The sequence below is a fragment of the Kitasatospora sp. NPDC004272 genome (assembly GCF_053603035.1).
In genome coordinates this window covers 1-12,477 of the sequence record NZ_JBSGET010000109.1, presented here as the reverse complement: position 1 = coordinate 12,477, position 12,477 = coordinate 1, and the positions used below count along the sequence as shown (strand labels likewise).

The following is a 12,477-nucleotide window of genomic DNA, read 5'->3' as shown; positions in this document are numbered from 1 at the left end:
CGTTCCTTGCCCGTGCAGTTGCGATACGAGACCGTCTCGTATTGAAAAACCGGCTAGGCTGTTCGCATGACCTCGCCGACCGCAGCTGTCCAGGCACCCCGGGTGCCGGAAGCCGTACACCGCCGACGCTGGTGGATCCTGGGCACCCTGGTGCTCGCCCTGCTCGTCGTCGTCCTCGACAACTCGATCCTCAACGTGGCGATGAAGACCATCGCCACCCCCGCCCCGGTGGGCCTCGGCGCGAGCCAGAGCGACCTGGAATGGGCGATCAACTCCTACACGCTGGTCTTCGCGGGCCTGCTGTTCACCGCCGGCCTGCTCGGCGACCGGTTCGGCCGCAAGTGGACGCTGCTGGCGGGCATGCTGGTCTTCGGCCTCGGCTCGCTGCTGTCCGCGATGGCCGCCAGCCCGGGCGAACTCATCGGCTACCGCGCCGTGATGGGCCTCGGCGGCGCCTTCGTGATGCCCGCCACGCTGGCCATCATCATGAACGTCTTCGAGCGGCACGAGCAGCCCAAGGCGATCGGCATCTGGGCCGGCGCGGTCGGCCTGGCCATCGCCATCGGCCCGATCACCGGCGGCCTGCTGATCGAGCACTTCTGGTGGGGCTCGGTCTTCCTGGTCAACGTCCCGATCGTGGTCGTGGCGCTCGCCCTGATGGGCTGGCTCGTCCCGGACTCCAAGGACCCCAACCCCGGCAAGCTCGACCCGGTCGGCGTGCTGCTGTCCATCGTCGGCCTGGTGGCCCTGATCTACGGCATCATCAAGGGCGGCGAACTGGCCGACTTCACCGACCCGAAGGCCTGGGTCCCGACCCTGGTCGGCGTGCTCGCGCTGGTCGCCTTCGTGCTGTTCGAGAAGCACAGCCGGCACCCGGCGCTGGACGTCACCTGGTTCCGCAACAAGGTGTTCTCGGCCTCGATCGGCGTGGTCGGCATCGTGTTCTTCGCGCTGATGGGCGTCTCCTTCTTCGGCGTGTTCTACATCCAGAGCGTCCGCGGCTACAGCGCCCTGGAGGCCGGCGAGCTGATGCTGCCGCTGGCCGTCGCCCAGCTGCTCTTCGCGCCGCGGGCCCGGCTGGTGGTCGACCGCTTCGGCGTCCGCGCCACCTGCGCCGGCGGCATGCTGCTGGTCACCGTCGGCTTCCTCGGCTACGCCTTCCTGACCGCGACCAGCCCGATCTGGCTGCTGATCGTGCTCGGCTTCGTGATGGGCACCGGCATGGCGCACGTCATGCCGCCGGTGACCGTGGCCATCATGGGCGCGCTGCCGCGGGAGAAGGCCGGCGCCGGCTCCGCGCTGAACAACACCTTCCGTCAGGTCGGCGGCTCGCTCGGCATCGCGGTGCTCGGCGCGCTGCTCTCCACGGTCTACCGCAACGGCATGCAGGACCACCTGTCCGCCGTCCCCGAGCAGTTCCGCGACCGGGCCGGCGAGTCGATCGAGTCGACCCTCGGGACGGCCGAGAAGCTCCAGCTGCCCGCGCTGGTCGACCCGGCGAAGGACGCCTTCATCCACGCCATGCACGTGGTCTCCGGCGTCTCGGCCGGCGTCACCGTGCTCGGCGCGGTGCTGGCGCTGCTCCTGCTGCCCGCCAAGGGCGCCGCGGCCGGCGGACCGGGCGCCCCGGCGGCCGCCCCGCAGGGCCGGACGGACTCCGGCGCGAGCACCGCCAAGGTGTGATCACGAGGGTGGAGAATAGGGCCATGACGAGCGCCGACACTCCGCTCCCGCCGTACCCCGGTCCCGCCGCGGAGCAGGACGCTCCGCGGCGGGGCCGTCCGCGCAGCGAGGCCGCCGAACAGGCCATCTACGCCGCCGTCGAGAAGCTGATGGAGGACGGCACCGGCCTGGCCGAGCTGTCCATCGAGCGGATCGCCGCCGAGGCGGGCGTCGGCAAGGCCACCATCTACCGGCGCTGGCCCAACAAGGAGGCCCTGCTGGTGGACGTGGTGGCCCGGCTGGAGGAGCCGCTGCCCCCGCTGCTCGGCCCGACCTACCGGGACGACCTGATCAACGCCGTCGACTACATGCGCCGGCGCGGCCTGATCAAGCGCTCCCGCTGGGTGGTCCGCTCCGCGCTCGGCCAGATGAACAGCTGGCCCGAGCTCAAGCACACCTACCAGGAGCGGGTGGTGCGGCCCCGGCGCGAGCTGGTCCGGCAGATCGTCCGGCGCGGCGTCGAGGCGGGCGAACTGCGCGCCGACCTGGACCAGGAACTGCTCTGCGAGCTGCTGATCGGCCCGATCCTGCTGCGCACCGTCCTGTGGGACGACTCGCCGCTGGAGGACCCGGACCTGCCCCGGCAGATGGTCGACGCCGCCCTGCAGGGCATCGGCGCCGCCCCGTCCGCCGGGGCCGGGCCCGTCCCGTCCGCCGCCCGCTGAACCGTCCCGTCCGCCGCCCGCCCGGGGCCCCCGGGCGCACCCCGTCCGGCGCAGGGGCGGAACTTCCCGGGCACTTCGCCGCGTCCATCCCGTCATAGGCTGAGCCGAGAATCGGATCGGGGCAGGTCGGGGCCGCCGTCGGGCGGCCCGGCCGGCCGGCGGGCGAGTCGGCCGGGTGCGACGGCGAGGAGCGGACGATGGTGCGGGCGGACGGCCCGGCGGTACTGGCGCAGGAGCCGGAGCGGCCCGCGGGGCGGCGGGAGAAGCTGCGCCGCTGGTTCGACTGGCGGCGCGGGTGGCCGCTCAGCGCGCTCGGCCTGCTGGTGACCGGGCTGCTGGTGTTCCACGCCCAGGTGCCCAACGCCGTCGGCAACCTGGGCAGCCTGCTGGAGACCTTCCTGCCCTGGCTCGGCCTGGCCGTCCCGGTGCTGCTCGGGCTCGCGCTCTGGCGGCGGGCCGGGGTGGCGCTGGTCGCGGCGCTGCTGCCCGGCGCGGTCTGGCTGAACCTGTTCGGCGCGCTGCTGGTCGACAAGGGCAGCGGGCCCGGCGACTTCACCGTCCTGACCCACAACGTGGCCGCCGCCAACGACGACCCGCAGGGCACCGTCCGGATGCTCACCGGCTCCGGCGCCGAGATCGTCGCGCTGGAGGAGCTGTCCGCCTCCGCCGCCCCCGGGTACGCCGACGGGCTGGCCGCCGCCTTCCCGTACCACGTGGTGGAGGGCACCGTCGGGCTGTGGTCCAGCTACCCGATCGACGAGGTCTCGGTGGTCGACATCAAGATGGGCTGGACCAGGGCCTTCCGGGCCCGGGTCACCACCCCCAAGGGCCCGCTCGCGGTGTACGTCGCCCACCTGCCCTCGGTGCGGGTCAAGTTCGACACCGGCTTCACGGCCGGCCGGCGCGACGTCAGCGCGCAGGCCCTCGGCGACGCGATCGAGCACGAGCCGCTGCGCCGGGTGCTGCTGCTCGGCGACCTCAACGGCACCATGAACGACCGCAGCCTGGCCCCGGTCACCTCGCAGATGCGCTCCGCCCAGGGCGCGGCGGGCGACGGCTTCGGCTTCTCCTGGCCGGCCTCCTTCCCGACCGCCCGGATCGACCAGATCCTCAGCAAGGGCGGCCTGGTCCCGACCGACTCCCGCACCCTCCCGGCGGACGCCAGCGACCACCTCGCGGTGGCCGCCGACTACCGCTACTGACGCCGCCCGATCACCACGGTGGCGTCCCGCTCGCCGTCCTGCTCGGTGCGCGGGACGAGCCCCGCCGCCGCCAGCAGCGCGGCGGTGGCCGGGGCCTGGCGGGCGCTGGTCTCGATCAGCAGCAGGCCGCCGGGCGCCAGCCAGCGCGGGGCGGCCGCCGCGACCCGGCGCTGGACGGCCAGGCCGTCCGTCCCGCCGTCCAGCGCGGTCGCGGGCTCGTGGTCGCGGGCCTCCGGGGGCAGCAGCGGGATCTCGCCGGTCGGCACGTACGGGGCGTTGACCAGCAGCAGGTCGACCCGGCCGCGCAGGTCGGGCGGCAGCGGGGCGTCCAGGTCGCCCAGGTGCACCCGTCCGCCGTACGGGGCCAGGTTGCGGCGGGCGCAGGCCACCGCCGCCGGGTCGACGTCCGCGGCGTGCAGTTCGACGCCGGGGCCGAGCCGGGCGGCCAGCGCCGCGCCGATCGCGCCGGAGCCGCAGCACAGGTCGAGCAGCACCGCGCCGGGGCGGCCCAGCGCGGCGGCCCGCTCGACCAGGAACTCGCTGCGGCGGCGCGGCACGAACACCCCGGGCGCGAGCGACACCCGCAGCCCGGCGAACTCGGCGTAGCCCACCACCTGCTCCAACGGGTGGCCGGCGCACCGGAGTCCGACCATCTCGTCGAGCCGGGCGGGATCGTCGGCGGCGGCCAGCAGCAGCCGGGCCTCGTCCTCGGCGAAGACGCACCCGGCGGCGCGCAGCCGGTCGATCAGGGGGGCAGGGGGGAGTGACACGGGGACCTCTCGAAGAGCCTGGCGGGCTCCCCGTCCGGTCAGGTCGCGACCCGGCGGCGGGGGAGCACCTCGACGACCTGCACGGTGATCTCTCCCACCTCCTCGGTCCGGCGCGCCGTCCATGATCGGGCGCGTGCTGCGGCGCTCACCCTAACCCCTGCGGCCCGCACTGTCAGCCCTGCGGCCCCCGGCCGTCAGCCCTGCCGCCAGCGGTTGGTGATGGGCAGCCGGCGGTCGCGGCCGAAGTTCTTCGGCGAGACCTTCGGGCCCGGCGGGTACTGCCGGCGCTTGTACTCGGCGGTGTCCACCAGCCGCACCACCCGGTCCACCACCTCGGCCGGGTACCCGGCGGCGACGATCGCGTCCCGGCCCTCGTCGCCCTCCACGTACCGGGCCAGCACGGCGTCCAGCAGGTCGTAGTCGGGCAGCGAGTCGGTGTCCTTCTGGTCCGGCCGCAGCTCGGCGGACGGCGGCTTGACGATGGTGTTCTCCGGGATCGGCGGCACCTCGCCGCGGGCCTCGGCCTGCGCGTTGCGCCAGCGCGCCAGCTTGAACACCAGCGTCTTGTACACGTCCTTGATCGGCCCGTACGCGCCCACCGAGTCGCCGTACAGCGTCGAGTAGCCGACCGCCAGCTCGCTCTTGTTGCCCGGCGCCAGGACGATCTGCCCCTCCTGGTTGGAGATCGCCATCAGCAGCGTGCCGCGCAGCCGCGACTGCAGGTTCTCCTCGGCCAGGCCGGTCAGCTCGGCGGCGCCCATGTACGCGTCGAACATCGGGGCGATCGACACCGTGCGGAAGTGCAGGCCGGTGCGGCGGGCCAGCTCGGCCGCGTCGTCCCGCGAGTGCTGCGAGGAGTAGCGCGAGGGCATCGAGACGCCGTACACGTTCTCCGCGCCGATCGCGTCCACCGCGATCGCCGCCACCAGCGCCGAGTCGATGCCGCCGGACAGGCCGATCAGCACCGAGCGCATCCCGTTCTTGCGGACGTACGCCCGGGTGCCCTCGACCAGCGCCGCGTACACCTCGGCCTCGTCGTCCAGCCGCTCGCCGACCTGCGGCGCGACCGGCGCCGCCGACTCCTTCGGCGCGCCGCCCAGGTCGACCCTGGTCAGCCTCAGGCCGTCGGCCAGCACCGTGCCGTCCGGCAGGCCGTCCTCGGCCGCGGCCGGCAGGTCGAGGTCCACGACCAGCAGCGCCTCCTCGAACTGCGGGCCGCGCAGCAGCAGTTCGCCGTCCTCGGTGACCACCAGCGACTCGCCGTCGAAGACCAGCTCGTCCTGCGCGCCCACCATGTTCAGGTACACCAGCGGGCAGCCCGCCTCGGCCGCCCGGCGCTTGACCAGCTCCAGCCGGACGTCGTCCTTGTCGCGCTCGTACGGCGAACCGTTCAGCGACAGCAGCAGGCCCGCGCCCGCCTGGCCGGTGGCCGCGACCCGGCCGCCCTCCTGCCAGATGTCCTCGCAGATGGCCAGCGCCACGTCCACGCCGTGCAGCCGCAGCACCGTCAGCTGGTCGCCCGGCACGAAGTACCGGTACTCGTCGAACACGCCGTAGTTCGGCAGGAAGTGCTTGGCGAACCTGGTCACCACCTCGCCGCCGCGCAGCACCGCCGCGCAGTTCTGCGGCTTGCCCGCGTACCGGGTGCCCGGCTCGCCGCGGCCCAGGTAGCCCACCACCACCGGGGTGTCGCCCAGGCCCTCGGCCTGCAGCTTCGCCGCCAGGTCGACCAGCGCGGCGCGCGAGCCCTCGACGAACGAGCCGCGGAAGGCCAGGTCCTCCACCGGGTACCCGGTCAGCACCATCTCCGGGAAGGCGATCAGGTCGGCGCCGGACCCGGCGGCCCGCTTCGACCAGCGCAGCACCTCCTCGCTGTTGCGGGCGAGGTCACCGACCCAGGGGTCGATCTGGCACAGGGCGAGACGCAGATTCGGCATGCCCCGAGTGTAATCGTCTAACTGACGTTATGTCGCGGGGGGTGCCTCCCGTTCCGCCCTCCGGGTCCCGCCGCCCCCCTCCGCCCCCTTCCGCCCCCCTCCGCCCCCCGGAACCGCCAGGGATCGGCAAGCGGGCGAAGATCCGCCATGATGGGGGGCGACGCGGTCCGGGCGAGGTCTTCGCCGGGCCGGGCCGGCCGGTGCGGGCGGCGTAACACGGGCGTAAAGAGCAGAGGTGAGACTGTCCCCATGGGCAAGCAGCAGGAGTTCGTGCTTCGCACGCTCGAAGAGCGTGACATCCGGTTCGTCCGACTGTGGTTCACCGACGTGCTCGGGTTCCTCAAGTCGGTCGCGGTCGCCCCGGCGGAGCTGGAGCAGGCGTTCGAGGAAGGCATCGGCTTCGACGGATCGGCGATCGAGGGCTTCGCCCGGGTCTACGAGTCCGACATGATCGCCAAGCCGGACCCGACCACCTTCCAGATACTGCCGTGGCGCTCCGAGAACCCCGGCACCGCCCGGATGTTCTGCGACATCATGATGCCCGACGGCTCCCCCTCCTACGCCGACCCGCGCTACGTCCTCAAGCGCACCCTGGAGAAGGCGTCCAACCTCGGGTTCACCTTCTACACCCACCCCGAGATCGAGTTCTTCCTCCTCAAGGACCTCCCCGGCGACGGCACCCCGCCGACCCCCGCCGACCAGTCCGGCTACTTCGACCACACCCCGCGCGGCATCGGCCACGACTTCCGCCGCCAGGCCATCACCATGCTCGAATCCATGGGCATCTCGGTCGAGTTCAGCCACCACGAGGGCGCCCCCGGCCAGCAGGAGATCGACCTCCGCTACGCCGACGCGCTCTCCACCGCCGACAACATCATGACCTTCCGCCTGGTCATGAAGGAGGTCGCCCTCGAACAGGGCGTCCACGCCTCCTTCATGCCCAAGCCGTTCTCCCACTTCCCCGGCTCCGGCATGCACACCCACGTCTCCCTCTTCGAGGGCGACCGCAACGCCTTCCACGAGTCCGGCGCCGAGTACCAGCTCTCCAAGGTCGGCCGCTCCTTCATCGCCGGCCTGCTCAAGTACGCCGCCGAGACCGCCGCCGTCACCAACCAGTGGGTCAACTCCTACAAGCGCATCTGGGGCGGCTCCCAGCGCACCGCCGGCGCCGGCGGCGAAGCCCCCTCCTACATCTGCTGGGGCCACAACAACCGCTCCGCCCTCATCCGCGTCCCCATGTACAAGCCCGGCAAGCAGGGCTCCACCCGCATCGAGGTCCGCTCCCTCGACACCGGCTGCAACCCCTACCTCGCCTACGCCGTCACCCTCGCCGCCGGCCTCAAGGGCATCGAGGACAACCTCGAACTCCCCCCCGGCGCCGACGACGACGTCTGGGCCCTCACCGACGCCGAGCGCCGCGCCCTCGGCATCCAGCCCATGCCCCAGAACCTCGGCGAGGCCATCGACCTCATGCAGCGCAGCGAACTCGTCGCCGAGACGCTGGGCGAGCACGTCTTCGACTTCTTCCTGCGCAACAAGCGCCAGGAGTGGGAGGAGTACCGCTCCGAGGTCACGCCGTTCGAGCTGCGCAAGGTGCTGCAGGTGCTGTAGCCGCGGCGGTGGGATGGTCCAGGCTCCGGGCCCGGTGGTGCGCGTCGCCGCCGGGCCCGGAGCCTTCGCCGCGGGCGCCCCTCCACGGGCCGGGGCGGCTCCCTGACGTGGTGTCATGAGCAGAGTGCGGGTGGGCCGTTCGGACCCCGGCGCGGTCGAGGTGCTGCTCCGCGAAGGGGCCGGACCGCTCGCCGACGTCCGGCAGATCCGGATCGAGCACTCCGTCACCGAGTCGGCGCGGGCTCATGAGATCCGCCCGGGCCGTGTACGGGGGCGGGGCGGGGGGAAGCGGAACCCTGTCGAACGTCACGGGCCGGGAGGGCAGATGGAGTTGCGGTTGCGGTACGCGCCGGAGGTGGTGAACGCCGGGCGGTTCGCGGCGGACATCGTGGTGTCGGCGGCGCAGGTGAGCGGGGTGGAGCTGGACTACTCGGTGGGGAGCCTGGCGGCGGTCGACGGGATCATCGAGGAGTTCCGGGGGAGCGGGATCGCCAGCGGGCAGGTCGGGGAGACGCTGTTCGGGTTCGGCTGCTACGTCGGCGAGGTGATGGTCCGCCAGGGCGGCGCCGCCTGGCGGGCGGTGGCGGGCGAGGAAGCGATGGCGTTCGGCTTCCCGCTGGTGGTGGACCTGCCGAGCGGGCAGGTGGGCAACCCGATCGGGAAGGTGTTCCGGCGGCTGGACAACGGGCCCGAGGACAGCCTGCCGTACTTCTACGCGGTGTTCGCGGAGCCGTGGCGGCACGTGCGGTAGTTTCCGCGGGAGACCGGAGCGGCAGGAAGGGGCGGGATGTGCCGAGTTGGGGACGCGACGAATCGGAGTGGGACGAACTCGTCGAGGCGGGGCGGGAGTTCCTGGTGGAGGTGGCGGCGCGGCGGGGGACGACCACCTACACCGAGTTGAACGCGGAGCTGGTGGAGCGGACCGGGCTCGCCGGGTTCGACTTCTCGCGGCAGGACGGCCGGGCCGCGATGGGGCACCTGCTGGGGCTGGTGGTGGAACGGGACGCGCCGACGGGCTCGGGGCCGATGCTGTCGGCGCTGGTCCACTACGTCGGCGGGAGTGACGCGGGCGCCGGTTTCTACGCGCTGGCCCGGCAGCGGGGGCTGCTGCGGCAGGGGGCCTCGACGTACGAGCGGACGGCCTTCTGGGTGGACCAGTTGAACCAGCTGTACGCGCTCCACGCAGGGGCCTGAGGGCCCGTCAGGGCCGCGGGCGGCGCGCGGTCACCGTTCGCGGACGTGCTGCGGGTGCGGCGCGGCGGACGGTCGCGCCGCCGGTGCCTGACGGGGGCGGAACACTTGCGGGGCGGCCGGGCGGTCGCGGAGGAGGCGTTCCAGGGGTTGTTCGACGAGGTGGTGGAGGGTGCCGGCGAGGGTGAGGGAGGCGGTGAGGAGGAGGAGCCAGGTGGTGGCGGTGGGGAGGCCGGGGGCGGGGTGGCCGTAGTGGTGGAGCCAGGGGCGGAAGGTGATCTCGTGGACCAGGTACCAGGCGAAGGACCAGTTGCCGAGGGTGGTCCAGGGGCGGCGGGCGAGGGGGCCGTCGGGGCGGCGCAGGTCGGACTGGGCGGCGGCGGTGATCAGGGCGGCGAAGAGCGGGGCGGAGAGGAGTTGGGAGGCGCTGTAGGGGCTGTACCAGGCGGGGTCGGGGACGGCGTGGTGCCAGGGGACCAGGGCGAGGTGGAAGGCGGCCACGGCGAGCGCGGCGGGGAGCAGCGGCAGGGCGGGCAGCCGGCCGCGGCGGACGGCCAGGGCGAGGGCGGCGCCGAGCAGGAACTGCGGGGTGCGGGCGAGCGGCAGGTAGTCGAGGAGCCAGCTGCGCAGGGCGGGGTCGGTGACGGCGGAGCCCGCGAGCCAGAGCAGCGGGCCGGTGGCGCAGCACAGGGCGGCGGTGCGCAGGCCGGGGCGCAGGCGCGGCAGGAGGGGGAAGAGCAGGTAGAACCAGGCCTCGTCGCCGAGCGACCAGCCGGCCGGGTTGCCGCCCATCACGGTGCCGCGTCCCCAGGGGTGCAGCAGCGGCAGTGACCACAGGGCGGCGGTGACCGGGACGGCCGCGCCGAGGGCGGCGTACACCGCGAGCGAGGCGCCGGTGGTGAGGGCGTGCAGCGGCCAGATCCGGGCGAGGCGGCGGCGGTAGAAGCGGCGGGCCGGGACGCGGGCGTCCGCGTACGTCCAGGCGAGCACGAAACCGGACAGCACGAAGAAGAAGGTGACGCCGGAACGCCCGTACCAGGCGAGCGGGCTGAGCACCGGCAGGGTGCCGACCTGGCGGGAGAGGTGGTAGCAGACGACCAGCAGGGCGGCGAGGAAGCGCAGGCCGGTGAGCGAGGGGAGGCGGGCGGGGAGGGCGGGGGGTGTCCGCAGCGGGGTCACCCCGTGGCCAACGAGCCGGGAGGTGGGGTGTCACGGGGCGCGGGGGCGGGAGGCGGGGCGTCCGGGTTGACGGTGCGTCACGGGGCGCGTCCGGGGCGGCCGGGAACGTACGCTTCGAGCAGGGCAGGCAGCCCAGGGCAGGCTCAAGCAGGCTCAAGCAGGCCCGGGCAGGCCCGGGCAGGCCAGGCCAGGGCGAGGGACGGCAGCGGGAGGCGGGACGACGGTGGAGGAACGGGCCGGGAGCCGGGTCAGCCGGCTGGAGACCCGACTGGTGCGGCGGGGCTTCTCCGACCCCGACCAGGCGGTGCGGCTGCTCGGGGAACCGGAGTTGCAGGGCCTCGCCGCCGATCCGGTGCTGCTGGACGCGCTGGGCGCCGCCGCCGACCCGGACCAGGCGCTGTTCGGGCTGGCCCGGCTGCTGGAGGCGCTCGACCCGCACGAGCGGCACACCCTGCGCGACACCCTGACCACCTCCAAACCGCTGCGCGACCGGCTGCTCGGCGTCCTCGGCGCCTCCACCGCGCTCGCCGACCACCTGGCCCGGCACCCCCGGGACTGGCACGCCCTGGTCTCCTTCGAGCTGCGCGACATCCACCCCGGGCGCGGCGACTTCCTCGGCGAGCTCACCCGCCGGGTGTGGGCCGAGCCGGAGGGCGACCGGGCCGACGCGCTGCGCGCCGCCTACCGGCGCTGCCTGCTGGCCATCGCGGCCCGCGACCTGTCCGGCACCACCGACCTGCCGCAGGCCGCCGCCGAGCTCGCCGACCTGGCCGGCGCCACCCTGCAGACCGCCCTGGACATCGCCGCCGAGCAGGACCCGGAGGCCGCCGCGGCCGCCCGGCTGGCCGTCATCGGGATGGGCAAGTGCGGCGGCCGCGAGCTCAACTACGTCTCCGACGTGGACGTCGTCTTCGTCGCCGAGGCCCGGGAGGGCGTCGAGGAGCAGCGGGCCGTGCAGGCCGCCACCCGGCTCGCCGCGCACGCCATGCGGCTGTGCTCCGACACCACCGGCGAGGGCACCATCTGGCCGGTGGACGCCAACCTGCGCCCGGAGGGCCGCAACGGCCCGCTGGTGCGCACCCTGGCCAGTCACCTCGCCTACTACCAGCGCTGGGCCAAGACCTGGGAGTTCCAGGCCCTGCTGAAGGCCCGCCCGATCGCCGGCGACCCCGAACTCGGCCGCGCCTACGCCGAGGCCATCGCCCCGCTGGTGTGGCAGGCCGCCGCCCGGGAGAACTTCGTCACCGACGTCCAGCAGATGCGCCGCCGGGTGGTCGACGCCATCCCGGCCGGGGAGCTGGACCGGCAGCTCAAGCTCGGCCCCGGCGGCCTGCGCGACGTCGAGTTCGCCGTCCAGCTGCTGCAGCTCGTGCACGGGCGCACCGACGAGGCGCTGCGCAGCGGCAACACGCTGGAGGCGCTGGCCGCGCTCAGCGACGGCGGGTACGTCGGCCGGGCCGACGCCGCCTCGCTGGACGCCGCGTACCGCTTCCTGCGCACCCTGGAGCACCGGATCCAGCTGCAGCGGCTGCGCCGCACCCACCTGATGCCCACCGACCCGGCCGACCTGCGCCGGCTGGCCCGCACCATGGCCCCGCTGATCCAGGGGGACACCCGGGGGGACGGCCCGGTCGCGGCGCTGCAGCGCGAGTGGCGGCGGCACGCGGTGGAGGTGCGGCGGCTGCACGAGCGGCTGTTCTACCGGCCGCTGCTGGACGCCGTCGCCGAACTGCCGGTCGCCGAACTGCGGGTCACCGGCTCCGGCGCCGCCGGGCTCAGCGCCGAGGCCGCCAAGCAGCGGCTGGCCGCCCTCGGGTACGCCGACCCGGCCGCCGCGCTGCGGCACATCTCCGCGCTGGCCTCCGGGGTCAGCCGGAAGGCCGCGATCCAGCGCACCCTGCTGCCGGTGCTGCTCGGCTGGTTCGCCGACTCCGCCGACCCGGACGCCGGACTGCTCAACTTCCGCCAGGTCTCCGACGCGCTCGGCCGCACCCCCTGGTACCTGCGGCTGCTGCGCGACGAGGGCGCCGCCGCCGAGCAGCTCGCCCGGGTGCTGTCCGCCGGGCGCCTCGCCCCCGACCTGCTGCTGCGCGCCCCCGAGGCGGTCGCCATGCTCGGCGACGCCGGCGGCCTCGTCCCGCGCGGCCGGGCCGCGCTGGAGGCGGAGGTGCTGGCCGCGGTCGGCCGCTCCGGCGGCCCG

At 74.2% G+C, this 12,477-nt stretch carries 10 protein-coding genes; 7 read left to right on the top strand and 3 right to left on the bottom strand.

Going from position 1 to position 12,477, the window contains the following annotated elements; genetic code table 11:
• The first annotated feature begins 66 nt into the window (after window positions 1-66).
• The 3 genes from ACWEO5_RS27870 (at window position 67) to ACWEO5_RS27860 (ending at window position 3,589) form a co-directional block, all read left to right on the top strand.
• Window positions 67-1,683 (top strand): MFS transporter, encoded by a 1,617-nt coding sequence (locus tag ACWEO5_RS27870; RefSeq protein ID WP_452164970.1) that lies wholly within the window; start codon window positions 67-69, stop codon window positions 1,681-1,683.
• A gap of 23 nt (window positions 1,684-1,706) precedes the next feature.
• Complete coding sequence (locus ACWEO5_RS27865; protein ID WP_344558002.1) at window positions 1,707-2,387, top strand: TetR/AcrR family transcriptional regulator; 681 nt, start codon at window positions 1,707-1,709, stop codon at window positions 2,385-2,387.
• A gap of 197 nt (window positions 2,388-2,584) precedes the next feature.
• A complete protein-coding gene (locus ACWEO5_RS27860; RefSeq protein ID WP_452164969.1) occupies window positions 2,585-3,589 on the top strand; it encodes an endonuclease/exonuclease/phosphatase family protein in 1,005 nt (334 codons plus the stop codon).
• Here ACWEO5_RS27860 and ACWEO5_RS27855 read toward each other — a convergent pair.
• Together ACWEO5_RS27855 and ACWEO5_RS27850 are read right to left on the bottom strand one after the other, a co-directional pair.
• On the bottom strand, window positions 3,583-4,359 hold the full coding sequence (locus ACWEO5_RS27855) for a putative protein N(5)-glutamine methyltransferase (protein ID WP_452164968.1): 777 nt from the start codon (window positions 4,357-4,359) through the stop codon (window positions 3,583-3,585). The genes ACWEO5_RS27860 and ACWEO5_RS27855 overlap by 7 nt on opposite strands.
• 194 nt (window positions 4,360-4,553) lie before the next feature.
• The gene (locus ACWEO5_RS27850; RefSeq protein ID WP_452164967.1) at window positions 4,554-6,296 is read right to left on the bottom strand and encodes an NAD+ synthase; all 1,743 of its coding nucleotides are present in this window, start codon (window positions 6,294-6,296) and stop codon (window positions 4,554-4,556) included.
• Between the two features lie 249 nt (window positions 6,297-6,545).
• On the opposite strand from ACWEO5_RS27850, the gene glnA reads away from it, so the two are divergent.
• From glnA to ACWEO5_RS27835, 3 genes are all read left to right on the top strand, one after another.
• Window positions 6,546-7,907 (top strand): type I glutamate--ammonia ligase, encoded by a 1,362-nt coding sequence (gene glnA, locus ACWEO5_RS27845; protein WP_452164966.1) that lies wholly within the window; start codon window positions 6,546-6,548, stop codon window positions 7,905-7,907.
• Window positions 7,908-8,232: 325 nt separating this feature from the next.
• Complete coding sequence (locus ACWEO5_RS27840) at window positions 8,233-8,658, top strand: hypothetical protein (RefSeq protein WP_452164965.1); 426 nt, start codon at window positions 8,233-8,235, stop codon at window positions 8,656-8,658.
• A 38-nt stretch (window positions 8,659-8,696) separates the two neighbouring features.
• Window positions 8,697-9,101 carry a hypothetical protein gene (locus tag ACWEO5_RS27835; protein ID WP_452164964.1) on the top strand — a complete coding sequence of 135 codons (405 nt, stop codon included), beginning with the start codon at window positions 8,697-8,699 and terminating at the stop codon, window positions 9,099-9,101.
• 30 nt (window positions 9,102-9,131) lie between these two features.
• Here ACWEO5_RS27835 and ACWEO5_RS27830 read toward each other — a convergent pair whose 3' ends face one another.
• The gene (locus ACWEO5_RS27830; protein WP_452164963.1) at window positions 9,132-10,277 is read right to left on the bottom strand and encodes an acyltransferase family protein; all 1,146 of its coding nucleotides are present in this window, start codon (window positions 10,275-10,277) and stop codon (window positions 9,132-9,134) included.
• Window positions 10,278-10,500: 223 nt separating this feature from the next.
• Between ACWEO5_RS27830 and ACWEO5_RS27825 the strand changes: the two genes are divergently transcribed.
• On the top strand, window positions 10,501-12,477 hold a 1,977-nt coding region (locus ACWEO5_RS27825; RefSeq protein ID WP_452164962.1), incomplete at its 3' end, for a bifunctional [glutamine synthetase] adenylyltransferase/[glutamine synthetase]-adenylyl-L-tyrosine phosphorylase.